General features: G+C 68.9%; 18 protein-coding genes and 1 pseudogene. 13 read left to right on the forward strand and 6 right to left on the reverse strand.

From position 1 onward, the window contains the following. Positions 1-15: 15 nt before the first annotated feature. The 3 genes from MXA07_RS04525 to MXA07_RS04535 all read left to right on the forward strand — a co-directional run bounded on the left by MXA07_RS04525 (position 16) and on the right by MXA07_RS04535 (position 3,152). Entirely contained in the window at positions 16-858 is an 843-nt protein-coding gene (locus tag MXA07_RS04525; protein WP_247730861.1) for a hypothetical protein, read from the forward strand. A 160-nt stretch (positions 859-1,018) separates the two neighbouring features. Beyond that, on the forward strand, positions 1,019-1,336 hold the full coding sequence (locus tag MXA07_RS04530; protein ID WP_247730862.1) for an EMC6-like membrane protein: 318 nt from the start codon (positions 1,019-1,021) through the stop codon (positions 1,334-1,336). A gap of 1 nt (position 1,337) precedes the next feature. After that, on the forward strand, positions 1,338-3,152 hold the full coding sequence (locus MXA07_RS04535; protein WP_247730863.1) for a ribosome biogenesis/translation initiation ATPase RLI: 1,815 nt from the start codon (positions 1,338-1,340) through the stop codon (positions 3,150-3,152). 153 nt (positions 3,153-3,305) lie between these two features. Here the strand turns inward: MXA07_RS04535 and MXA07_RS04540 are convergent, their stop codons facing one another. Next, positions 3,306-3,545, reverse strand: coding sequence for a glycine zipper 2TM domain-containing protein (locus tag MXA07_RS04540; RefSeq protein ID WP_247730864.1), 240 nt, complete (start codon positions 3,543-3,545; stop codon positions 3,306-3,308). 144 nt (positions 3,546-3,689) lie between these two features. After that, the gene (locus tag MXA07_RS04545; protein WP_247730865.1) at positions 3,690-4,433 is read right to left on the reverse strand and encodes a hypothetical protein; all 744 of its coding nucleotides are present in this window, start codon (positions 4,431-4,433) and stop codon (positions 3,690-3,692) included. Between the two features lie 200 nt (positions 4,434-4,633). On the opposite strand from MXA07_RS04545, the gene MXA07_RS04550 reads away from it, so the two are divergent. After that, on the forward strand, positions 4,634-5,410 hold the full coding sequence (locus MXA07_RS04550; RefSeq protein WP_247730866.1) for an ABC transporter ATP-binding protein: 777 nt from the start codon (positions 4,634-4,636) through the stop codon (positions 5,408-5,410). 111 nt (positions 5,411-5,521) lie between these two features. On the opposite strand, the gene MXA07_RS04555 is transcribed toward MXA07_RS04550, so the two are convergent. Together MXA07_RS04555 and MXA07_RS04560 are read right to left on the reverse strand one after the other, a co-directional pair. Then, positions 5,522-7,195, reverse strand: coding sequence for a hypothetical protein (locus MXA07_RS04555; protein WP_247730867.1), 1,674 nt, complete (start codon positions 7,193-7,195; stop codon positions 5,522-5,524). 263 nt (positions 7,196-7,458) lie between these two features. Then, positions 7,459-7,980 (reverse strand): archaemetzincin family Zn-dependent metalloprotease, encoded by a 522-nt coding sequence (locus MXA07_RS04560; protein WP_247730868.1) that lies wholly within the window; start codon positions 7,978-7,980, stop codon positions 7,459-7,461. 42 nt (positions 7,981-8,022) lie between these two features. Between MXA07_RS04560 and MXA07_RS04565 the strand changes: the two genes are divergently transcribed. The 8 genes and pseudogenes from MXA07_RS04565 (at position 8,023) to npdG (ending at position 15,042) form a co-directional block, all read left to right on the forward strand. Continuing rightward, positions 8,023-8,457: a UPF0146 family protein gene (locus MXA07_RS04565; RefSeq protein WP_247730869.1), complete on the forward strand. Its 435-nt coding sequence runs from the start codon at positions 8,023-8,025 to the stop codon at positions 8,455-8,457. 115 nt (positions 8,458-8,572) lie between these two features. Continuing rightward, positions 8,573-9,535: a TIGR01548 family HAD-type hydrolase gene (locus MXA07_RS04570; protein ID WP_247730870.1), complete on the forward strand. Its 963-nt coding sequence runs from the start codon at positions 8,573-8,575 to the stop codon at positions 9,533-9,535. A gap of 131 nt (positions 9,536-9,666) precedes the next feature. Beyond that, complete coding sequence (locus tag MXA07_RS04575) at positions 9,667-9,891, forward strand: hypothetical protein (RefSeq protein WP_247730871.1); 225 nt, start codon at positions 9,667-9,669, stop codon at positions 9,889-9,891. A 147-nt stretch (positions 9,892-10,038) separates the two neighbouring features. Continuing rightward, complete coding sequence (locus MXA07_RS04580) at positions 10,039-11,718, forward strand: FAD-dependent oxidoreductase (RefSeq protein ID WP_247730872.1); 1,680 nt, start codon at positions 10,039-10,041, stop codon at positions 11,716-11,718. A gap of 197 nt (positions 11,719-11,915) precedes the next feature. Next, positions 11,916-13,450, forward strand: a pseudogene (locus tag MXA07_RS04585) (sulfatase family protein). After that, positions 13,451-13,873, forward strand: coding sequence for a GtrA family protein (locus tag MXA07_RS04590; protein WP_247730874.1), 423 nt, complete (start codon positions 13,451-13,453; stop codon positions 13,871-13,873). A gap of 107 nt (positions 13,874-13,980) precedes the next feature. Then, entirely contained in the window at positions 13,981-14,238 is a 258-nt protein-coding gene (locus tag MXA07_RS04595; protein WP_247730875.1) for a hypothetical protein, read from the forward strand. Between the two features lie 135 nt (positions 14,239-14,373). Continuing rightward, positions 14,374-15,042: an NADPH-dependent F420 reductase gene (gene npdG, locus MXA07_RS04600; protein WP_247730876.1), complete on the forward strand. Its 669-nt coding sequence runs from the start codon at positions 14,374-14,376 to the stop codon at positions 15,040-15,042. A gap of 58 nt (positions 15,043-15,100) precedes the next feature. Here the strand turns inward: npdG and MXA07_RS04605 are convergent, their stop codons facing one another. Together MXA07_RS04605 and MXA07_RS04610 are read right to left on the reverse strand one after the other, a co-directional pair. Then, entirely contained in the window at positions 15,101-15,898 is a 798-nt protein-coding gene (locus tag MXA07_RS04605; protein WP_247730877.1) for a hypothetical protein, read from the reverse strand. 140 nt (positions 15,899-16,038) lie between these two features. Continuing rightward, on the reverse strand, positions 16,039-16,308 hold the full coding sequence (locus MXA07_RS04610) for a thioredoxin family protein (RefSeq protein WP_247730878.1): 270 nt from the start codon (positions 16,306-16,308) through the stop codon (positions 16,039-16,041). An 849-nt stretch (positions 16,309-17,157) separates the two neighbouring features. Here MXA07_RS04610 and MXA07_RS04615 point away from each other — a divergent pair. After that, positions 17,158-23,514 carry an outer membrane protein assembly factor BamB family protein gene (locus MXA07_RS04615; RefSeq protein ID WP_247730879.1) on the forward strand — a complete coding sequence of 2,119 codons (6,357 nt, stop codon included), beginning with the start codon at positions 17,158-17,160 and terminating at the stop codon, positions 23,512-23,514. Positions 23,515-23,594 lie beyond the last annotated feature (80 nt).

Below are 23,594 nucleotides of genomic sequence, written 5' to 3' on the forward strand. Positions count from 1 at the left end.
GCTTGAACACGAATCATGTCCGGGGCGACGCTCTCGAGACTGGGGCTGGTGCTGGTGGTGGTCGGAGCCCTGGCGCTGTCCGGCCCCGCGTTCGGCTTCGCCTCGCTCGGTGCGGATCGCGGCGTAGGCGTCACCACCGCCGATACCGAAACGGCGATGCTTTCGATCTACTCGACCGGCGAAACGCCCGATCAGCACGCCGACGCCGACGTCATCGAGATCGCGAACAACGCGGGCGTGACCTTCGAGACGCTCGATACCGAGGCGACGATCGTCGACGATCCGAACGGCGCGCTCGCGTTCACTCAGAACGGCTTCGCCGCGACGCTCGCCCCGGGCGAGTCGACTGGCCTCGAGATGACGTGTGCCGGCGGGGGCAAAGGAACGGCGACCGTCTCGGTGACGGCGAACGCGACCGGTCCCGGCCTTTCGATCACCGGCGTCTCGTACTCGCGTACCTTCGACTACGCCTGCACCGGCGGTGGTGGAACGGGTCCCGTCGCCTTCGACGCGAGCGACCTCGCGACGAGCGATACGGCCCAGACGTTCACGTTCGACGGGAGCGCGCTCAAGAACAAGGACGCGGTGACGATCGACGTCTCCGCGCTCCAGGACGCCGGGCTGGTCGACTACGGCAACGTCACCGATGCGGACGTAACCGTGGTCCGGGGAAGCGCACGCGACGTCGGGTTCGACCCGTCGACGGGCGAACTGACGTACGTCCAGCAGGGCGGCGGGAGCGGGACCGTCGAGATCCGGCTCTCGAACCTGAACGTGCTCGATTCCGGGAGCGAGACGGTGACGTACGCCGACGATCGGGGTCGATCCGACAGCGATCGCGTGACGGTCGGCTCTTGAGCGCAAACGGCCGTCGGTGCCGCCGGACCGCGCGCCCGACCCGCCTCGAGGACCGTCGCCCGTCCGCCGCGTCGCGGCCGGTTCCGGTCCGTCTCGCGAGCGAGCTCGCCGCCACGCGGACTCCGAACGGCTTTTGACCACGCACCACGCAGGTCCGCGTATGTCGACTTCGACGATCAGCGAACGGCGCGAGCACCTCCGGTCGATCGGGGTGACCGCCTCCTGTTCGCTCTTCGGCGTCGCCGCCGGCGTCCTCTCCTACGTCGTCGTGGGGGCCGATGAGGCCGCCGCCGGCAACAGTCTGGGCCTGGCCATCGCCGTCGGGGCGATCGTCGCCCAGTACCTGATCGTGCAGGTGGCCGGCCTCTACGACGAGGAGGAGTTCGGGTTCAAACACTACTTCTTCATCTCGTTTATGATCTTCTCGTTCTGGTTCGTCACCTGGGGCATCCTGCTGACCGAATCCGTCTTCAACTGACATGGCCGACGATAGCATCGCCGTCGTCGATCTGGATCGCTGCCAGCCCGACCGGTGTAACTACGAGTGCAAGAACTACTGCCCGCCCAACCGCACGGGCAAGGAGTGCATCACGCTTCGTGGCGAGGAGGCCGACGAGGGCCAGCCCGAACAGGTTCGCATCTCCGAGGAGATCTGTCTGGGCGAGACCTGCGGCATCTGCGTCGAGAAGTGTCCGTTCGACGCCATCGAGATCATCAATCTGCCGCAGGAGCTGCAGGACGACCCCGCCCACCGCTACGGCGAGAACGCCTTCTCGCTGTACGGCCTGCCGGTCCCCCAGGAGGGTCAGGTCACCGGCATCCTGGGTCCGAACGGCATCGGGAAGACGACCGCCGTTCGCATCCTGGCCGGCGAACTCGAACCCAACCTCGGACAGTACGCCGACCCGCCCGGCTGGGAGGCCGTGCTGGACGCCTACCGCGGGACGGAACTGCAGGACTACATCGCCGACGTCCGCGACGGCGACGTGACCGTCGCCAGAAAGCCCCAGTACGTCGACCAGATTCCCTCCCAGTTCGACGGCAACACGCGCGAATTGCTCGAACGCACGGACGAGCGGGGCGAACTCGACTATCTCGTCGACCGACTCTCGATCCGGCCGGTGATGGACCAGGCCATCGACGACCTCTCCGGCGGGGAACTCCAGCGCGTCGCCCTCGCGGCGGCGCTCGCCCGCGAGGCCGACTTCTACTTCCTGGACGAGATCTCGCCCTATCTGGACATCGGCCAGCGGGTGACCGCGGCGCGACTCGTCCGCGAACTCGCCGAAGAGGACGACAAGTCGATGCTGGTCGTCGAACACGACCTGGCCATCCTCGACTTGCTCTGTGACACCCTCCACGTCGCCTACGGTGAACCCGGCGCGTACGGCGTCATCACCGACCCAAAGTCCGTTCGCAACGGCATCAACGAGTACCTCAAGGGTTATCTGGAGAACGAGAACATGCGCGTCCGGCCCGACCGGATCGAGTTCGAGGAACACGCCCCGCGGACCGAGAGCCGCGGCGACACGCTCGTCTCCTACCCGGATCTCCGCAAGTCCTACGGCGACGGCGAGTTCGCCCTCGACGTCGAAAGCGGCGAGATCCGCGAGAACGAGGTACTGGGAATCGTCGGTCCGAACGGGATCGGGAAGTCCACCTTCGCGAAATTGCTGACCGGCGAACTGGAGCCCACCGATGGCGATGCGGAACTCGACCTCGACATCTCCTACAAACCGCAGTACGTCACCATCGACCAGCCGATGCGCGTCGACGCCTTCCTCTCGTCGATCACCGACCAGTTCGGCTCCTCGTACTGGAACACCGAAATCGCGGGGCCGCTGCAGTTAGAGCGGATCATGGAGCAGAACCTCGACGACCTCTCGGGCGGCGAGCGCCAGCGGGTCGCGATCGCGGCGTGTCTCTCCGATAGCGCGGATCTCTATCTCCTCGACGAGCCCTCCGCGCACCTCGACGTCGAACAGCGCGTCCAGGCGACGCGGGCGATCCGCCGGTACGCCGAACAGCAGGACGCGACCGTCCTCGTCATCGACCACGACATCTACATGATCGACCTGCTGGCCGACCGCCTGATGGTCTTCGACGGCGAACCCGCCGTTTCCGGCCACGCGGGTCGGCCCCAGTCGATGCGCGGCGGCATGAACGACTTCCTGGCGAATCTGGAGATCACGTTCCGCCGGGACGAACGGACCTCTCGCCCGCGGATCAACAAACCCGATTCGCAACTCGACCGCGAACAGAAGCGCGAGGGCGAGTACTACTACGCACCGTAAGTCGGTCGATGCCGATCCGCTACGGTAGACGAACGACGCCACGTCAATCGGTCGGCCGACCCGCGTGGGGTCTCGGCTCGATCCCGTCGTTCCGCCAGTCGGTCGATGTGTCGATCGGCGTTAGATCGAATTGATTCTGACGACGAATCGCCCTCACTCCGCTTCGCCGCGAACCGATTCGACGCGTTCCTTCCCGCGTTCGCGCCACTCGTCGATGCGTTTCCTGGTCGTCACGCGACTTTCGCCGACGACCGCGCCGAGCATGCCGCCCAGCGCCGCGCCGGAACTGGCGGCGCTGCGACTGAACAGGCCGCCGATCCCGGCGCCGACGGCCGCGCCGATGGCTGCGTAGCGGGCTCGACTCAGTGCGAGGGTGAGTTTGTCTCGTACCATACGCGTACGTACGTTCCTGACGCGGATAAACGTACGGACAGATTATACGTCCAGGTGAACTGTCAACACGGATGCGTGACGGGATCGCAGTCGACCGGATCGACGTCGTCCCGGTGGTGGCCGGCGTGAGACGGCTAGCCCCCGCTACGCCCGCCAGAGCACGGTGAGCGCGATCACGAGTAGCACCAGGCCCGGCAGCGCGGCGCCGAGGGCGGTCGTCGGGACGGCGAGACTCCCGGTCGCGGCCACGACGGCGCCGAGCACGGCGACCAGTCCGCCGAGGAAGGCGGCGGCGACCGCGACCGGGCGCCACCGGCCCGATCGAGGCGCGTCCGCCGTCGCGTCCGCGCGCTCGCGCGGATCGACGAGCCGCCACTCGCCCGTCGTCGAGACCCGAAGGTCGTAGCGCTCGGCGAGTCGGGCGGCCGCCGCCCGTCCGAGTTCCGCGGCCGATGCGGACCACCACGAGATCGATTCGGGATCGTCGTCGGAGACGCGCTCGAGGTAGACGGATTCGCCGACGACGTGGTCGATCGACGCGGCGTCGTACCCCGCGGCCGCGACGATCCTGGCCAGCAGGTACTCGTCGGACCAGGGGATCGGCTTCTCCAGGTCGAAGGTCGTCTCGCGACCGTGGGGGAGTCGTACCGCGAGGCGGACCGTCCGACCGTCGACGTCGACGACGTCGGTGACCGTCGCCTCGACGTGACCCTCCGGCGTCGTCATCACGTCGACGCGACCGAGTTCGTCGGCGAGCGCGCTGTCGCGTCGATGGGGCGTGGCGGTGTCGGCCACGTCGCTCGACGACCCGTCTCGGCGCGACTCCGTCCGCTCGTTCGCCGGCGCGCCGTCGTCGATCTCGATCTCCACGTCGTCTCGTTCCGTCATGGTCGGGTCCGAATGCGTCCGGTTCTGGTTCCCGTACGACCCCGACGGGTAAATCCCTGGCTCCATCGAAGTCGACGGAGGACGGATGGCGGCCGACCTCGGCATTCGGGTGTCGGCTTCACCGGCCGTCGTCGCTGCCGGCGCCCCACGACACGTCGACGATCCAAGTGATTTAGTAGCGGGCCGACGGAGGGTCGCGTATGTCCCCCGACGCCGCCGCGGCGCCCGCCATCGAGATGGACGGCCTCACGAAGCGCTACGGAGAGACGACGGCCGTCTCGTCGGTGACGACGACGATCGAATCGGGAACGGTGTACGGCTTTCTCGGGCCCAACGGCGCGGGCAAGACGACGACGATGAAGATGCTGACGACGCTCACCCGCCCGACCGAGGGATCCGCCCGCGTCGCCGGCCAGTCGATCACGGACCGGCCGGCGGTCACACCCCACATCGGCTACCTCCCCGAAGAGCCGCCGCTGTACGACGAACTCACCGGCCGCGAACAGCTCGAGTACGTCGCTGGCCTGCGCGAACTCCCGACCGAGCGGGCCCGGGCCGACATCGAGGCGATGCTCGATCGCTTCGACCTGGCCGACGACGCGGACAAGCGCATCTCGGATTACTCGAAGGGGATGCGCCAGAAGGTCGGCGTCATCCAGGCCGTGCTGCACGAACCCGCCGTAGCCTTTCTCGACGAGCCGACGAGCGGCCTCGACCCGCGGGCGGCCCGGACGATGCGCGACACCATCGCCGAACTCGCCGACCGCGAGATGACGATCTTCCTCTCGACGCACATCCTCCCCGTCGTCGAGGAACTCGCCGACGAGGTGGGCGTCATCCACGACGGCGAACTCGTCGCGGAAGGATCGCCCGCCGAACTCGCGGCGGAGGCAGAAGCCGGCGAGGGTGGTACCCTCGAAGACGCGTTCCTCTCGATCACGCGCGAACCCGACGCGCCAGTGGCCGAAGCCGAGTGACGGAGCGCTCGACCGCGACGGCCGTCGTCGGATGTCAGCGCGTGGGTCGCGTTCGCCGACCGCGTACTCTGGGACGCCGAGTAAATCGCCGCGACCGACGCGGGCCTCGCCTCACCCGTCGCGGTCGACGTCGAACCGGTCGAAGGTCTCGATCGCGTAGAGGACCGAGACGATCGGCGCCAGGAGGCCGAGGCCGAGGACGGCCCAGGCTCCGACGGTGACCGCGCCGGCCGAGACGGCGTACGCTGGACCGGGCGCGAGCTGCCCGAGGGCCGTCGCCACGTCGGCGACGAGCGCCGCGCCGCCGTCGGTGGAGAGGATGGCCGCCGCCGCGCCCGGGAGCGCGAGGGCGATCGTGTAGGTGAGAAACGCCGCCTTGCCCGGCATGACGGCCTCGCGGTTGCTCGTGATCCGGACGCTGCCGAAGCGGGGGAATACCGTCCCGATCCCGGCGCCCAGCGCCGGGCTCGCGACGACGCCGACGACCGTCGCGGTCACGAGGAGCGCCGTCGACCTGATCGAGAGCGGACTGACGAGACCGACGAGGGTGGCGACGACGAGTCCGACCGGCGCAGCGACGAGCACGCTCGCGAGGATCGTCCCGCCGACGGCCTGTCGCCCGGAGACGGGCGTCGTCAGCACGCCCGGCAGCGCGCGCCCGTAGTCGCCGAGGACGTTGAGCGAGAAGAGCGCGCCCGCCCCCCAGACGACGTACGCGCAGAGTAAGACGGCGAACGTCGTCGGAAGCCGGCCCATGCGGATGATCTCTTCGACGAAGTAGATCGCCCCGAAGAGGGGATAGGCGACGTAGAGCAGCTGCACCGGCGCCCGTCTCGTCCGCCGGATGGTCGTCACGGCGACGGTTCGCGTCGCCCGGTCGACGGCACCCGCGAGCAGTCCCTCGAGCCGATCCGACGAGCGGACCTCGCCGGCCGTCGCCTCGCTCCTGGCCGGATCCGCGAACCAGTGAACCCGCGCCGAGGCGACCCCCGCGGCGAGGACGACCGGAATCGCGACGGCGGCGCCGAGGACACTCCCGACGAGCGCGACCGCCGACGGCGAGACGCCCGGGACGGCCAGGAGGAGCCACGCGCCCGGCCAGCCGGCCGGGGTCCCGCCCAGCGTCTCGAACGCGACGACGAGCAGCCGGTCGAACCAGCCGGTCGTGATCGCCCCGAAGTAGCCGACGCCCACGAGGACGAAGAGGATCGTTCGATAGCGGGCGACCGGCTCGTAGCTCGTCAGGAGGTGGCGAATCCAGCTGCCGACGAGAAAGCCGACGGGGAGCGCGGTGAGCAGAATCAGCGCCAGGACGAGCAACGCCGCGGCGACCGGGACGACCGAGCCGGCGCCGTAGGCGAACGCCCCGGCGAGCAGGGCGACCGGCGGACCGAGCCAGATCGAAAACAGGAGTACCTCGGCGCCGACCAGCCCGAACACCGCCGTTCCGGTCGTCGTCGAGAGGAGGAGACAGGCGGGCTCGTCGACGGACGACGACGAGGTGACGCTTCGGACCGTCGCCACGACCGTCGCGCCGAGCCAGGCGACCGCGGCGGCGCCGGCGGCGGCGTTCGCGATGGAGAATCCGCCCAGGTCCGACACCGCGCCGGCCGCGACCGCCTCGCCGGCCTGCGGCATCGCCAGCACGCCGAGCAGCGTGATCGGACCGAGCGCGAACAGCGCGACGAGTCCCATCAGGAGGAGCTTCGTCCGGTCGCCGGCGACGATCCGCAGGGTTCGCCGGACCTCGGTCCGGGCGACCAGCGCCGCGACGCCCGGCTTCATCGGGACGCACCACCACTTGACTTGGCTGCCGGCCGGTCTCGGTTCCCGCCCGCGGGGACCGACGTCCGTACTGCGACCGCACGGGATCGATCGGGTGCTGCCTCCCCCGCTTCGGGCCAGCGTCGACGGGCGGAGGGGCCGCGTCCCTGTCGGGAAACCATTTGTTCGAACTGTCACGTTCGACGGTAAAAACGTTCGGATCGCCGTCCGCCGTCGCCTCGCGCCGCCGGCCGGTGTGACCCGGCGCCGCGTTCGGACTTCGCTTACCCTAGTTGGCGGTTACAGCTGCCACAGAGGGTCTCTTCCTTGATGTCGACTTCGCGGACGGTCGGCGAGAAGTTCATCACGCAGCGGTTGTTCTCGCAGTGTTCGAGTCCGCGCGTGTGGCCGATCTCGTGGACGATCTCCTTGCGGATGCGATCCTCGACGATCTCCGCGGCGCTCTTGTTCGAGAAGCCGCCGTCGGAGCTGGTCTGGAGGCGGTAGGTCGAGACGACGCTGCCGCTGCCGTCGAGATAGGCCAGGCCGAAGACGTAGTTGCGCCGGCGGTAGAAGAGGTCGTTCGGGGTGATGGCGATGTTCTTCTCCCCGCGACCGACGCGCTCGGCCAGCTGAATGAAGTTCTCCGCGCTGTACTGGTTCCGGCCGGCGTCGTAGGCGCCGTTCGGGATGGACTGGGACTCGCCGATCGTGACCTCGCAGTCGTAGACCGAACGCAACGCCGACGAGGCGGCCCGCTTGACCGTGGCGGACACCTCTCCGACCGGAACGATGTCGACGTGCATGACGACGGCTATGAGTGCGTTCGCCATAAACATCCCGCCGTAATGCCCCCAGATGCTGGCGATTCCGGCACCGATCGGCGGGCCGACGCCGAACTCGTCGCGGTTCTCTCGCGTTACGATCGCGTCGTCGAGGTCGGGATCGGCCGTCGCCCCGACGTCGCGGCGGCGCTGGCGGCGCGCGGCGTCGACGTCACGGCGACCGATGTCCACGAGCGCGCGGTGCCCGACGGCGTCCGGTTCGTCCGCGACGACGTCGTCGATCCCGACTCGTCGATCTACGCCGACGCGGCGGCGATCTACGCGCTGAACTTGCCGCCGGAGCTACACCGCCCGCTCGCGGCCCTCGCCGACCGCGTCGGTGCCGACGCGCTCTTCACCACGCTCGGCGCCGATCGGCCGCAGGTCCCCGTCGAGCGACGCTCGCTCGACTCGCAACCGCTGTTCGTCCGCGAGGGAGCAGACCCGCCGCCGGGCTGAGTGGGTCGCTGCGCCGACCCGTTGGTCGCCGCTGGACCGATTGCCCGCTCGTCGACGGGGATCGTCCCCGCGGCCGATCGGGTGGCTTTATTCGCCAGCACTCCGAGGAACACGCATGACCGATTCGCTCGCCGCGGACGCGGTCGTCCTGGATATCGACGGCGTCCTGGTGGACGTGGCCGGCTCCTATCGCCGGGCGATCGTCGAGACGGTCGAACGCGTCCACGGCCGATCAGTGCCGCGCTCGGCCGTCCAGGCGTTCAAGGACGCCGGGGGGTTCAACAACGACTGGGAGCTGACGTACGCGCTGGCGTTGTACGTCCTCGCGAGCGCCGAGGGGTACGACGACTCGATCGACGCCTACACCGACGCCATCGAACACCGGGGCGGCGGCCTCGACGCGGCCGTCGCCGTCGTCACGGACGCCCTCGGGGCCCGCGCGTTCGAGCGGGTCGAAGAGCGCTGGGATCGCGAGCACCTCCGCGACGTCTTCCAGGCGCTGTACCTCGGGACGGACCTCTATCGAACGCTCGAGGGCGGCGAACCGTCCGTGCCGCCGAAACCGGGCGTGACGGACGTCGAGCCGGACGCGCCGGTAGTCGGCAGCGATCGCGAACCGACCGCGAGCGAGTCCGACCTGCGCGGCTTCATCCACGACGAACCCGTCATCCTCGCGGACGGGACGCGCCAGTGGCTCCAGTCGACCGTCGAACTGGGCATCCTGACGGGCCGCCCCGAGGCCGAAGCCGAGATCGCGCTCGGCCGGGTCGGTCTGGACGGCATTCCAGCTGCGCACCGCTTTACGATGGACGACTGGGGCGAGGGCAAACCGCACCCCGCCGCGCTCACGACGCTCGCCGAGCGCCTCGACGCCGACGCGGTCGCCTTCGTCGGCGATACGCTCGACGACGTGCGGACGGCGACGAACGCGGCAGAGGCGGACGCCCGCCGGGTCTACCACGGGGTGGGCGTGCTCACCGGCGGGTTGACCGGCGACGACGGCCGCACCGCGTACGCGAACGCGGGTGCCGCGGCGGTCTGCGAGTCCGTCAACGCACTTCCCGACTTGCTCGAATAGTCTGCATCGATCGACGCCGCCGACGCCGCGTCGCTCCTGCCGGTACGCGCAGAACCGTCGGCGCGTACCGGCGTCGTTCACTTTCACTCCGCGTGGCTGATCGGTTTATCCCTCCCCGACGAAGGGGTGGTATGAGTATCAATCTCCATCGCGTGATCGAGGGCGCCGACGGCACCGTCGCGTCCGACGGGGCGCGAATCGACGCGGACGTGGCGGCCGCGGTCGAACCCGGCTCGTCGATCACGGTGGCGCTCGAGGCGTCGGGCCCGAATACCAGAACGCGGACGATATCGGTCGAGTTGTCCCGTTCGGAGGCGCGACTCCTCGGCGGTCGGCTCCTCGATTCGACGGAGTGACCCCTCCGGCTCCGGTCCCGGCGGTCACCATCGGGTCGAGCGCGAGCGTTCGTCTCGATCCCCGCCGCCAGGCGCGCCCGGCAACTCGACGGTTACGACCGCCGCTGTCCGGGTAGTTATAGAGGGCTGTTCGTCGTAGGCGACGCCATGGCCGACGATTCGTCCGAGCCGGAGTCGCCGCCCGGCCGGCACACCTCGCCCTGGCTGGCCGACTTCCAGCCGTCGTTCGAACCCCTCTCGGAATCGACGTCGACCGACGTCGTCGTGGTCGGTGCCGGTATCGCCGGCCTCTCGACGGCGGCCGAGCTCGCCGTCCGGGGGTACGACGTCGTGGTTCTCGAACGCGACCGGATCGCCGGGGGAACGACGGGCCGATCGACGGCGAAGGTGACCAGTCAGCACGGCCTGCTGTACCGCGCGCTGCGCGGGGACTTCGGGATCGAGCGGGCCCGCCAGTACGCCGACGCGAACGAGCGGGCGATCGCGACGGTCGCCGAGCGCGTCGAGGCGCTCGACCGCGTCGACGATTGCGGCTTTCGACGGCGGCCGGCGTACGTCTACGGCGACGATCGCGGGGCGATCGAGCGCGAGGTCGAGGCCGCTCGGTCCGTCGGCCTCCCGGCGTCGCTCGTCACGTCGGTTCCGCCGTACGAAGCCGCCGAGTGCGGGGTGCGATTCGACGACCAGGCCTGTTTCGATCCGGCGTGCTACCTGCGCGCGCTGGCAGCGGCCCTCGTCGATCCGGCGGTCGACCTCGAGGCGACGCTCGCGGGCGTCGACCGTGACGGCGACGACCGCGAACCGGGTGCGGAGGACGGCGACGACCCGGGTGAACGCGAGGGCGACCCCGGCGACCCTGTCGTCGGTACCCGCCAACGGGGCGAGGTCAGCGTTCACGAGTCGACGCGGGTCGAGGGCGTCGACCCCGGCGCGTCGCCCCGCGTCGGGACGCCGGCGGGGACGGTGACCGCCGAGTACGTGGTGCTCGCGACGGGGTTTCCGCTCCTCGATCGGGTCGGCCTGTTCGCCCGCCTCGTTCCGAAGCGGTCGTACGTCCTCGCCCTCCGGATCGACGGCGATCCGCCGGACGGAATGTACTACCGTCCGCCGGAGGGAAGCCGCCCGTACCGGTCCGTCCGAACGCACGAGGGGCCCGACGAGACGCTCGTCCTCGTCGGCGGCGAGAACCACAAGACGGGACAGGGCGGTTCGACGCGCGAGCGGTACCGGCGGCTCCGCGAGTGGGCCGAAACCCGCTTCGACGTCCGCGAGGTCGCCTACCGCTGGTCGACGCAGGATTACGTTTCCGCCGATCGGATTCCCCTCGTCGGCCCGGCGGGGCCCGGGGCGCGCAACGTCTTCCTCGCGACCGGGTTCGGCGGGTGGGGCATGACCGGCGGCACCGTGTCGGGCAGCCTGCTCGCCCGGTCGATCGACGGCGAGGACCCGCCGCTCGCCTCGCTGTACGATCCGCGACGATTCACCCCGTCGGCCTCGATCGGCCGGGTCGCGTCGGAGAACGCGGACGTCGCGGGGCAGTTCGCCACGGACTGGCTGCGGGCCCTCCTGCGCTCGTCGCGTCCGGCACTCGATCCGGGCGAGGGAACGGTCGTTCGCGAGGGCGGCCGTCCCGTCGCCATCTCGCGCGACGAATCGGGGACGCTCCGCGCGGTGTCGGCCGTCTGTCCCCACGCTCGCTGCGTCGTCGACTGGAACGACGGCGAAGGGACCTGGGACTGTCCGTGTCACGGCTCCCGGTTCGAACCCGACGGTCGCGTGATCGAGGGCCCGGCCACGGACGAACTACCGTCGGAGGAGCGGCCGTGACGTGTCGGGAACCGCCCCGATCCCGGCCTGATTCTCCCCCGGAACCCGTCTGACCCGGCCATCGCCCGGCACCGAACGCGTCACGGCGCCGGTTGCTGTGAACCGAAACAGTTTTTCGATCAAAATACCAAACCTGGGCTACCAATCTCGGAAACCTAGCGGATTATGTATAGTGATTTCCAATAACCGAACCAATTATGGCTTCGACCACTCTCTTGCCCGGATTCGACACGCAGAAAAACGGAAGCGACACGCGCGATAGTGGGTCCCATCACTATTCATGACGGATGACGCGTCGGTTTCGAACGTGGTCCTGATCACGATCGATTCGCTGCGAACCGACGCGATCGGACCGTACGACGACGATCGACACACGCCCGTGCTCGATTCGATCGCCGAGCGCGGAACGGTGTACGACCAGGCGTTCGCGACCGGCAACTGGACGCCGTTTTCGTTCCCCTCGATGCTCGCGTCGCGGCCGGTGTTCGCCGACGGCGACGACATCGGCGTGCCGGACTCGCCGACGCTCGCGAGCGCCCTCTCTGAGGCGGAGGTCGCGACGGGCGGGTTCAACGCGGCGAACGGCTTTCTCACCTCCTACTGGGGCTACGACGACGGATTCGACGAGTTCGACGCGTTCGTCGCGGAGGTCGGCTCCAGCATCTACAGCCGGTACCTGGCGACCCATCCGACCGTCGAAGCGTGGGTTCAGCTGGCGACGTCGCCGTTCCGCCGGCTGGCCGCCAAACTCCGCGGGGAGACCGACGACCGGCCGTTTCTCGACACCTCCCGGCTGTTCGACGTCGAACTCGCGGCGCAGTCGTTCGTCGAGGACGCCGACGCCCCGTTCTTCCTCTGGGTCCACTACATGGACGTCCACACGCCGTACACGCCGGCGCCCCGGTACATCCGCGAGGTGACCGACGACCGCCTCGGCACGCACCGGATGCTGCTGGCCCACACCAAGACGGGACTCGGCTGGGAGGTCTCGGATCGCACCCGCTCGGATCTGCGGACGCTCTACCAGGCGGCGGTCAGGCAGGTCGACGCGAGCGTCGGTCGCATCCTCGAGACGATGGAGGCGGCTGGCGTCGACGACGAGACGGCGGTCATCGTCGCGGGCGACCACGGCGAGGAGTTCCAGGAGCACGGCCACCTCGCCCACTATCCGAAGCTCTACGACGAACTCATCAACGTTCCGCTGCTCGTCGACGTGCCGGGCGTCGATGGGAACCGGGTCGCCGACCCGGTCGGCCTGGACGCGATTCCGCCGACGGTGACCGACCTCCTCGACGTCGAGGCGCCCGACCCGTGGACGGGCGAGTCGCTCCTGCCGAGCGTCCGCGGCGAGGCCGCGCCGCGCGACGAGCCGATCGTCTCGGTCACCGTCCGCGGCGAAGAGGTCACCTCGCAGCCGATCCCGCGCTCGCTCGACGACGGCGACCTCCTGGTCAGCGCGCGCGACGACGAGTGGACCTACATCGAGAACGTCGAGACGGGCGACCGGGAGCTGTACCACCGCCCCAGCGATCCCGGCGAGCAGACGAACCTCGCGGCGGATCCGACGCCCGATGCCGCCGACGCGATCGACGACCTCGCTCCCCTCGTCGGCGCGCACGCTGAGATGATCCTTGCGGACGACGAGACCGACGAGGGACCGGCCGAGGACGGGGACGACGAGGATCTCGACGACGACCTCGCGTCTCGACTCTCCGCCCTGGGCTACCGATAGATGATCAGGCGCCTGCTCCGGAGCGTCGTCGTCGGCCCGTACGCGACCCAGCTCAGACGGTTCTTCGTCGTCGGCCTGCTCGCCGCGATCGTCCAGCTGGCGTTGCTCTGGGCGTTCGTCGATCGGGTCGGGGTGCACTACATTCTCGGGGCGCTGATCGCGATCGAGCTCACGATCGTCCTCTCGTACGTGCTCAACAACGCCTGGACGTTTCGAGCGGCGCAAAACAGCGGTTCCGTCGACTACCTCGTCGGGCTGGTGAAGACGAACGTCGTTCGCGGGACGGCGATTCCCATCCAGCTCGGCCTCCTCTTCGCGTTCGTCGAGTGGGTGACGATCCCGTACCTGATCGCGAACGGCGTCGCGATCGTCCTCAGCGGCGTCTATCGATTCGTCCTCGACGCCACGTGGACGTGGGGGTGACCGCGGGTCGTCGCGACCCCGCGTCGCGGGCGATCGCGCCGGCGGTCGTCGTGGGTCGAGACCGCGGCGGTGACCACCATCAAGACCGCTTCCGTCGTTCGTTCGGTATGCCCGACGATCCGATCGAACGCGTCGAGTCCGCGCTGGATCGAGCGGCCGAGGTACCCGCCGACGAGGCCGTCACCCTGCTCGAGTCGGCGCGCGCGGACCTCGCCGATGCCCGCTCGCGCGGGGCGGTCGACACCGAGACCGCGGCCGACCTGGCGACGCGTCTCACCCGGCGCATTCGCGAGATCGAGGAGCGCGACGCCTACGACGGCGGGATGGGCGCGGCGATGGAGCCCGACGAGGAAGACGCGCCGTGACCTGGGTTCGTGACCACCGCCGACGCTGGACGCCGGTCCACCGTAGACGCTGGTCGGCCGGCCCGCATGTCACTGACGGCGGCATGGCTGGCACGCTTCAATCGATTTATGGGACGGCCGCCCGGAGTGGCTGACATGCGAATCGCGCTACTCGGCGGAACGGGTGACATCGGCGAGGGACTGGCGCTGCGGTGGGCGCGCGACACCGACCACGAACTTCTCGTCGGCTCGCGCGACCCGGAGAAGGCCAGAGACGCCGTCGAAACCTACGAGGGGCGCCTGGCCGACGCGGGCGCCGACGGCGATCTGAAGGGTTTCGCGAACGAGATGGCGGCCGATCGGGCCGACGTGGTCGTCCTCTCCGTGCCGCCGTACTACGCGGGCGATACGGTCGAGGCCGTCGCCGACACGCTCGATTCGGAGACGATCCTCGTCACCCCCGCCGTCGGGATGAAAGGCGACGAGGACGGCATGCACTACAATCCGCCGGGCACCGGCAGCGTCACCGCGCTCGTCGCCCAGCGCGCGCCCGACGCGGTCCCGGTCGTCGGCGCCTTCCACAACCTCGCCGCGGGCAAACTCGCCGACCTCACGGTCGAGTTCGACCTCGACACGCTCGTCGTCGGCGACGACGCAGACGCCAAGCGGACGGTTTGCGGGCTCGCCGAGGACATCGAGGGGATCCGGGCGCTCGACGCCGGCCCCATCGCGAACGCCGCCGAAGTCGAGAGCGTCACCCCGCTGGTCATCAACATCGCGCGGTACAACGACGACATGCACGACGTCGGCGCGAAGTGGATCTAGAACGGGTGACCACGCGCGCGCCGACGAGGGCGGCGTGCGAACCGACGTCCGTTCGTGACTACAGTTCTCGACCGTCGTACGCGTCGAGGATCTCCTGCAGTTGCGCCCGGACCGTCTCCGCCCGTTCGCGATCCGGACACGGCACGGAGGTCGGCGGCCTGTATATCCGGTTCAGCATCCACGTGAGCGCGCGGCCGATTGCGTCGTCGCCGACGGGCCCGGCGTCCCACGAGAGTTCGAGCGTTCCGTCGCTTGCGATCGAAACTGCCTGCAGGTTCGAGAGATCGTAGCACCCCGCTCGTCGGCCGTCGCGTCGTTCGACGCAGAGCGATCCAGCCGCTAGCTTCCACCGGCGATCGTCGACGACCCACTCGGCGGCGGGTTTCGTTGGGACCAGACACGCCGCCTCGTCGGGGATATCGACGACCCCCTCGCGCCCGAGTTGCGATCCACACCGCGTCGCATCGAGGCCCGCATCGAGGTGGTGTGGGACCGCGGTCAGTACCCGCTCGCCGCCAATCCGGAGTTCGAGTTCCCGAACGAAGTAGGCGCCTGTACCGCCGTCCGTGAGCGATACCAGGTCGAACAGCACCGCTCGCCCCGCGTCGCTCGTCGGGTCCCACCGCCACGCGGTCGTCGCGGTTCGATCCGCTTCGGGGAGCCGTTCGAGCTGCGGCCTGACGGACCGCCACGTGCGACGGCAGTCGCCGCCGTCCGGCGGCGGTTCCAGTTCGGCCGCGTCGACGTGGACGATGGCTGCGGTCGCTGCGGGGAGGATCAGCTCGAGGGTGGACGCGAGCGGGCCGGCGAACGTCGCACAGAGGAGGTCGTGGGTTCGATTCGGTGCTGGGGCCATATTCGGCCGGTTGGTGGACGGACACTACTCGGTACCGGTCGCTCGTCGGCTGGCGGCGTTCGGGCAGCCCTGGCAGCGCCGCGTGGGCGGTGCCGCGGCTGCGGGAGTCCCGTCACACCCATCGAAAAGCGTCCGCGATCTCACGCGCCGGCGGACTCGAGCGCGTCTTCGATGTCCTCGCGCTGGGTGACGCCGACGAACCGCTCGACGATGCCGTCGTCGTTCTCGACGACGAGCGTCGGGAGCGACCGGACCTGGTACTCGTTGGCGACGTCCTGCTCCTCGTCGACGTTGACCTTCTCGACCTCGAAGCGCCCGTCCCAGTCGTCTTCGAGTTCCTCGAGGATCGGATCCTGGGTCTTGCAGGGCCCACACCAGTCCGCGTAGAAGTCCTTGAGCGTGACAGTCATATCGTACCTCCAGCTTCCCGCGCGTCGCGCATAAGGGTTTCCCAGCACGCGTCCATTGCCGATACGTGTGACGGTCGGGACGGCTACGCACAAGCTGACGGTGATCTACTACGCGGACCCGGAGTGGTTGCCGACGCGCGACCCGGAATGGCGTCTCCAGGCGCAGGCGATCGCCTGCCCCCGGGCCGAGCCCCGATGCAGTTTACCTTGTGTCGTGGTTCGACGACGCTGTCCTGCCGGCGGATTCGCCATCGTGTTACAGCGAAACGAGGAGAAGGCCCACGGATTCAACCGTGGGCGGGTGTCATGGGATTCCTCGATGTGTGGATATGCGAGCGGGCGCCCGCTACTATCGCGGCGGGTACTCCCGTCCGCCACCCTTCGACCACCGAGACGTCGCACAGCCATCGACGGTCACTGACTGACGTCGTCCCCGGCTGCACATCCGATTCGTACGGCTCAGCGTGCGACCCCCGATTCCGATCACTAGCATAAATGTGGCTTCCCTCAAGTTAAATAGAGTTAGAATAGTAACTAATTTATGCGTCGGTATGCATGTTTCAGTGAGCGTCAAGATATGGTAATGGTCACTGCGAACCTCCTCGACAGGTGCGGAATTTTGTGGGACGAGTCGGAGGCGCTCTTCCCCAGTGTACGGATTCCTTACGGTACGACGCATCGTTCGCCCGAAGTGAACTGCGGAGGTAGTTCGTAGGGATGCTGGGCGTATCACGGGGCCGACCGAGCGGGAGCGCGGTGCTCGCGGCACTCGTCGTGATGGTCGGAATCGCGGCACTTGCTGGTGTCGCCACTGCGGCCCACGCGCCGGCAACAGCTGACGAGGCTGGTGTGACGAGCACCGGGACCGACGGAACGCACGCGCCGGCAGACTCGGTACTCGAGCCGGCAGCGACGGTCGAGGCCGCCGGGACGACCGCAGATCTGGCGGCGAGGCTCGCCGCACGGAGCGCTGGCTCCGACGGGGCCAGCGCGGCTGCCAATTCGACGGTGTACGTCGGGTCCCAGACCGGCGAACTGTACGCCATCGACGCGGACTCGGGTGACGTCCGCTGGACGTTCCAGGCCGAAAACGGGATACTGAGTTCCCCGACCGTCGTCGGCGGGACGGTGTACGTCCCAGACGACGACGCGAACGTGTACGCGATCGACGCGGCAACCGGTACCGAGCGATGGCGGTTCGAGGCCGGGACGGAACACAGCGAGATGTTCTCCTCGCCGACGGTGGTAGACGGGACCGTTTACGTCGGCTCATACGACATCGTCGGGAAAAACGGCACCGTGCACGCACTGGACGCGGCCGACGGAACCGAGTCGTGGTCGTACGAGACCGGCGGCAAAATCTATTCGTCGCCGACCGTAGTGGACGGGACGGTCTACGTCGGCGCGAGAGACAACAACGTCCACGCGATCGACGCCGAGAGCGGCACCGAGCAGTGGGTGTTCGAGACCGGCGACTGGGTTCGGTCGTCGCCCACGGTCTTCGACGGCACGGTCTACGTCGGATCGTACGACAACAGCGTCTACGCAATCGACGCCGAGAGCGGCGCGGAGCTGTGGTCCTTCGACACGGGGGACCGGATCTACGCGTCTCCGACGGTGGTCGGGGGAACGGTGTACATTCGTTCCAACGACGTGTACGCGATCGACGCCGCCGAGGGAACGGAGCGGTGGTCGGCCGACGCCGGCTCGTGGGGCGGTTCGTCGGTGACGATCGACGGCGGGACCGCCTACGTCGGCTCCGACGACGGGCGACTCTACGCGATCGACGCCGCGAACGGCAGCCAGCGGTGGTCGTTCGGGACGGGCGAGTTCATCCGGTCGACGCCGACGGTCGCAGACGGGACGGTCTACGTCGGCTCCGTCGACGATCGCGTCTACGCCGTGAACGCCGAAACCGGGACGGCGGAGTGGTCGGTGAATACGGGGAGGGCGGTCTACTCCTCGCCGACCGTCGTTGACGATCCGGCGGACGGCGACTCGACGGGTTCGCGCGTGAGCCTCGGAACGCTCGGCCACCACGCGGGCTGGGACGGTTCGCCCGATCCGTCCGTGACCGGGATCGTCGTGGACGGCCGCGACCGAACCCTTCCGGGCGTCGACGTCGAGATCAGAACCCCGGAGGGTGAGACCGTTACGACCACCCGAACTGACGACGAGGGGTCGTGGTCGGTGCCGCTTCAGGCGGGCACCTACGTGGTCGAAGCCAGCTACGGGACCGTCCAGGACCGTCGAACGATCGAGCACGCCGGCGGGGGGACGTCAGTGACCCACATGCTCCAGGTGTGCGCTGAAACCGACATTCTGGTTCGCCCCGACGACCCCTCGATCGCCGCACCGGTCCAGTTCCGGGCCTGCCTGCCCGGCGAGGACGTCGAGTGGGACTTCGGCGACGGGAAGACGGCGAGCGGCCTCGCCGTCTCCCACCGGTACGACGAGGCGGGAACCTACGAGGTGTCCGCGAGCGCGAACGGGCAGACGGTGACGAGGACGATCGAGGTCGACGACACCGCGATCGTGATCCGTGACTACGCGGACGCGCTTGGCGGGCGCATTCTGGAGTCGGTCACCGAAGAGAACCTCTATCGCGTCCGGGTCGGGTCGGTCGAACCGGTCGAATCGGTGACCGTCGAACTCGAGGGATCGACCTTCGAGGGAAGCGAGATCGACGCGGACAACGACGTCTGGCAGGTCGTCGTCGACACCTCGGAGCTCGACAGCGACGCGACGGCGACGATCACCGCCACGGACGCGGCGGGCAACGAGGCGTCGGAGACGACGTCGCTTGACGTCGTCAGCGTCCCATCCTCGGTCCAGTTTCTGCTGGACGTCGGCGACCGGGGAGCGCCCCGCGCCATCGCCGACCGGGTCGCCTACGACGGCGCATCCGGATCGTTGATCCCGACGGTGCGGATGACGTTCTTCGAACTCGTGCTGGTCGACGACGCGAACGAGTACGACGAGCTCGGTCCGCTGACGCCGTGGCGGACCGACCTCGGATTCGATCTCACGGCGAAAACGGCGATCGGGGCCACCGTTCCGTCGGGCACGATCGATCTCGGCGGTGAGATCACCGGCAAAACCGAGGTCGCCGGCAACAAAGTGCTTGGCGGCGGCGGTGCCGATCTCCGGTTCGATGGGAACGGACTGGCGAAGAAGTCCAAGATCTACTTCCTCGCCGGGCTCGAACGGGTGTTCCCCTTCTCGCCGCCGGTCCTTCGCGAGCGGATCGAAGTGATTATCGGCGGTCAGGTCGGCACGGACTTCGTCGCCGACGGCACCGGCAACTGGGATTTCGTCGGGAAGGCCGGGGTAACGGGTGCGACGCGGGCGCAAACGAACGTCGCACCCGGTGTCGACCTCTCCGCGACGGCCGGCCTCGAACTCGGTTCGCAGGCGACGTTCGACTTGCCCCCGGGACTCGCCTTCCAGAGCGGTAATATCTCCGTGAAGGGATTCCTCAACGGCAAGCTCGACGCGACCGTGTTCACCAAATCGCTCTCGATCATCTGGCCGGAAGCGAGCGCCAATTTCGGCGCGGAATCTGCAGCGACGATCGAGGCGCTCCAAAACGGCGATCCCGGTATTGCCGAGATCGAGGAGGGGGACTGGCGGCTTCAGGACAGGCGCGGGACGAATCCGCTTCCGGGCGTCCCGACCGTCGACGAAGCGTCCGCCGACGCCGCCGGCGCGGCCCTCGGCACCACGGGTGCCACGACCGCAGCGCGACTCACCGACCGGCCGTACCAGGACACCGAACCCGCGATCGCCTCCAGCGGCGGCGAGACGGTCGCGGTCTGGAGTTCCCAGGGGGAGAACCGATCGACCCTGGAGGGCCGGGACATCGTCGTCCGAACGCACGACGGCTCGAACTGGGGGGACCCCGTGTTGCTCACCGACGACGAGCGCCACGACGCGACGCCGTCGATCGCGGTGCGCGACGAAACCGGGGACCGACTCCTCGCCTGGACCAAAACCGACGCGGACCTCGAAGCGATAAACGCCTCCGGTCCCGAAGACGTCTATCCGCACCAGGAGATCGCGATCGCCCGGTACGACGGCGACACCTGGAGCGAGCCGACGCTCGTGACCGACAGCGACGACCTCACGCACGCGCCGGTCGTCGCCGCGGGCGACGATCGGTGGCTCGTCGCCTGGGAGCGAAATCCGGACGCGAACCGCACCGTCTACGAGAATCGCTCGGTCGAGTACGTCGTCCACGACGGCAGCGGGGTGATCGAGCGCGGCGCGATCGCGGACGCCATGTCGCCCGCGGTGGGTGCGACCGACGACGGGTTCGACCTTTCGTACTACGAACCCCAGGTCAACGGCACCGAGCGGGGCGCGGTCGTCCGGGGGACCGTCTCCGGTAACGGGACCTACGAGGAGCAGTTCCGCAACGAGAGCCGCCAGTACGTCGACCACGACGCGGACGGCGGTCAGCTCGCCTGGGTCGACGGCCCGCTCGACGAACCGAACCTCTCCTATCACGACGGTGACGGATTCGAGTCGCTCCCGCTGGCGGGCAATATGACCGGACTCGAGGAACTCTCGCTCGAGGTCGAGGGCAACGAGACGTTGTTGACCTATCGCGGCCGTCCCGAGACCCAGCCGGCCCCGGACCTGGCCTATCGGTTCGCCCGGGACGGCGAGTGGGTCGTCGATCGTCGCGTGGTCGGCGGTCCCGAGGCGAATATCTCCCTCTATCACTCCGACGCCGCGCTCGAGAGCGATTCGTTCAGCCTGATTCACGCCGCGTCCGACTTCGGTCCGGAGACGAAAAACGACATCTTCGTGGCGAGGCACGACTTCCACCCGGACTTCTCGGTCGCCGCCGACGCGCCGTCCAACGTAACCGCGGGCGACTCCCTGTCGGTCGAGTACCGGGTTCGAAACGTCGGCGAAACCGCGAGTAACGGAACGGTTCCGGTCGTGCTCTCGTCGGCGAACGAGACGATCGCGACCGCGGCGGTGGGGCCGCTGGCACCGAACGAGACGGCGACCGGCACGTTCGACGCGACGGCGGACGAGAGCGGGACGCTCTCGGTCGCCGTCGACCCGTCCGGCGCGGGCGGGACCGACGTGCTCGCCGAACGGGAGGGCTGGTTGCCGAGTGAGACGTCCCTCACGACCGGCACCCCGGCCCTGCGGATCGACGACGTCGAGACGACCGTTGCCGCGGCGAACGCGAGCAACGGGACGATCACGGTCACCGTCGCGAACGGGGGCGACATCCCGGCCGAGTCCGTGCCGGTCGCACTCGAGTACGGCAACGAGACGTTCGATCTCGCGGTCGATGCGGTGCCGGTCGACGGCACTGCGACGGCGAACCTCACCGTCGATCCGACGTCGGTGAACGCCTCGGCCGTCGGACGGTTCGTCATCGACCCCGCGGGCGATCTCGACCCGGCGGCGATCGCGAACCGGACGCTCAGAACGCCCCTCTTCGCCGCCGATCTGGCGGTCGACGGGCCGGCAGGTTACGTCGAGGCTGACGGCCGACTCGAGGCGAGGATCGACGTCGCCAACCGCGGATCGCTGCCGACGACCGCGACGGTCAGGGCCGTCGAGGTCGATTCCGCGGGCAACGAGACCGTGGAATACGGTAACGCCACCGTCGAACTCGACGGAACGGGGCCGTCGGAGACGACGTTCGAGCGCGTCTCGATTCCGCTTTCGGGTCTCCAGGACGGCGACCCCGTCCGATTCGTCGCCGACTCCTCGGCGGTCGAGACCGACCGCTCGTCGGCGGTGTTCGAGGACGAGGTCGGGCCGGTCGTTCCGGAACACGGGTCGGTCTCGATCGACGTGATCGATCACCATGGCGACCCGCTCGCCCACGCTGGGGTGTTCGTCGACGGGGTCGGCGAGGCGACCGCCGAAAATGGCACGGCCGCGTTTCGGGCCCCGGCGGGCAACCGGACCCTCTCGGTCGATCGCGACGGATTCCAGCCGGTCGAGCGACCGCTCACGGTCGATCCCGACGACGTGACCGAGGCGACGGTCGAACTCGCGCCCGTCGTCGAACTCGCGTCCGTGGAGATTCCGGAGACGGTCACCGTCGGCGAATCGGTCGCGGTGAACGCGACGCTGGCCAATCCCAGCGAGACGAACCTGACCGATACCGTCTCGCTCGCGATCGACGACGACGTCGTCGCCGAGACGGTCGCCGAGGTCGAGGCGGGATCGACGGCGACGGTCGCGCTGTCCTGGACTCCCGCCGAGGCCGAAGCCGGCAACGTCACCGCGACGATCGCGACGACGACCGACGCGGTGACCGAACCCATCACCGTCGAACGGGCGCCGACGTTCGACGTCGAGATCGTCGGGACCAACGCGCCGGTGACCGAAGGCGACGACCTCGTCGTGGACGTCGCGATCGAATCCGACCAGCCGAACGCTTCGGTCGAAGGCGGGCCGACTGATCAGGAGATCGAACTCGTCGACTTCGACGGGACGGTCGTGGACGCGACCGTCGTCGAGCTGGAGCCGGGCAACTCGACCCAGCGCTCGCTCGTCTGGGAGACTGCGGCGGGCGACGCCGGCACCGGCACCGTGACCGTCAGCAGCGAGGACGATACCGCTACCGCCTCCGTCGCGATCGAGGCCGAGGCGGGCGTCGTCGAACTCGGCAATGAAAGCGTCGCCGCGGGGGAGGTCGCGACGATTCCCCTCGAAACGGATCGCGACGGTATCACGGGGTACGCCGCCGAAATCCACTACGACGCAGACGTCGTCGCGTTCGAGAACGCGACCGGCGTCGACCTGGCCGACCCCGCCGTTGAGGCGGGCAACGGCGTGGTCACCCTGACCGTCAGCGGGGACGACGCCGTCGATGCGCCGACCGTGGCCTCCCTCTCGTTCGAGGCCGTCGGTGCGGCCGGCAATTCGACCGCCCTCTCCTTCGAGGCGGCCGCCACCGAGCTTCGGGCCGGCTCCGTCACCATCCAGCCCGACGTGTATCGGTCGGGTGCGATCGGGATCGAGACGGCCTGTTCGACCCCGGGTGACGTGGACGACGACGGAACGGTCACGTCGCTCGACGCGACGCTAACCCTGCGTCACATCGCGGGACTCGATCCGGCGGGCTTCGTCAACCCGGCGTGTGCGGACCTGACGGGAGACGGCGAGATCACCCCGGCCGACGTGACCGCCATTCACCAGCGGATCGTCGGCATCGGGGGCTGATCACCAGGCCCTTATCTGGACGATCACGACTCTGCTGCCCCGTTGTTCTCTTTGACGGACACCGCCTCGCGGCGGCCGGC

It is taken from the genome of Halovivax limisalsi (assembly GCF_023093535.1).
Classification (GTDB): domain Archaea; phylum Halobacteriota; class Halobacteria; order Halobacteriales; family Natrialbaceae; genus Halovivax; species Halovivax limisalsi.

What these genes read in the sequence shown, in the direction of transcription:
- MXA07_RS04525 (WP_247730861.1), top strand. Translation starts at nt 16, where the DNA reads ATGTCCGGGGCGACGCTCTCGAGACTGGGGCTGGTGCTGGTGGTGGTC.
- MXA07_RS04530 (WP_247730862.1), top strand. Translation starts at nt 1,019, where the DNA reads ATGTCGACTTCGACGATCAGCGAACGGCGCGAGCACCTCCGGTCGATC.
- MXA07_RS04535 (WP_247730863.1), top strand. Translation starts at nt 1,338, where the DNA reads ATGGCCGACGATAGCATCGCCGTCGTCGATCTGGATCGCTGCCAGCCC.
- MXA07_RS04540 (WP_247730864.1), bottom strand. Translation starts at nt 3,545, where the DNA reads ATGGTACGAGACAAACTCACCCTCGCACTGAGTCGAGCCCGCTACGCA.
- MXA07_RS04545 (WP_247730865.1), bottom strand. Translation starts at nt 4,433, where the DNA reads ATGACGGAACGAGACGACGTGGAGATCGAGATCGACGACGGCGCGCCG.
- MXA07_RS04550 (WP_247730866.1), top strand. Translation starts at nt 4,634, where the DNA reads ATGTCCCCCGACGCCGCCGCGGCGCCCGCCATCGAGATGGACGGCCTC.
- MXA07_RS04555 (WP_247730867.1), bottom strand. Translation starts at nt 7,195, where the DNA reads ATGAAGCCGGGCGTCGCGGCGCTGGTCGCCCGGACCGAGGTCCGGCGA.
- MXA07_RS04560 (WP_247730868.1), bottom strand. Translation starts at nt 7,980, where the DNA reads ATGCACGTCGACATCGTTCCGGTCGGAGAGGTGTCCGCCACGGTCAAG.
- MXA07_RS04565 (WP_247730869.1), top strand. Translation starts at nt 8,023, where the DNA reads ATGCCCCCAGATGCTGGCGATTCCGGCACCGATCGGCGGGCCGACGCC.
- MXA07_RS04570 (WP_247730870.1), top strand. Translation starts at nt 8,573, where the DNA reads ATGACCGATTCGCTCGCCGCGGACGCGGTCGTCCTGGATATCGACGGC.
- MXA07_RS04575 (WP_247730871.1), top strand. Translation starts at nt 9,667, where the DNA reads ATGAGTATCAATCTCCATCGCGTGATCGAGGGCGCCGACGGCACCGTC.
- MXA07_RS04580 (WP_247730872.1), top strand. Translation starts at nt 10,039, where the DNA reads ATGGCCGACGATTCGTCCGAGCCGGAGTCGCCGCCCGGCCGGCACACC.
- MXA07_RS04590 (WP_247730874.1), top strand. Translation starts at nt 13,451, where the DNA reads ATGATCAGGCGCCTGCTCCGGAGCGTCGTCGTCGGCCCGTACGCGACC.
- MXA07_RS04595 (WP_247730875.1), top strand. Translation starts at nt 13,981, where the DNA reads ATGCCCGACGATCCGATCGAACGCGTCGAGTCCGCGCTGGATCGAGCG.
- npdG (WP_247730876.1), top strand. Translation starts at nt 14,374, where the DNA reads ATGCGAATCGCGCTACTCGGCGGAACGGGTGACATCGGCGAGGGACTG.
- MXA07_RS04605 (WP_247730877.1), bottom strand. Translation starts at nt 15,898, where the DNA reads ATGGCCCCAGCACCGAATCGAACCCACGACCTCCTCTGTGCGACGTTC.
- MXA07_RS04610 (WP_247730878.1), bottom strand. Translation starts at nt 16,308, where the DNA reads ATGACTGTCACGCTCAAGGACTTCTACGCGGACTGGTGTGGGCCCTGC.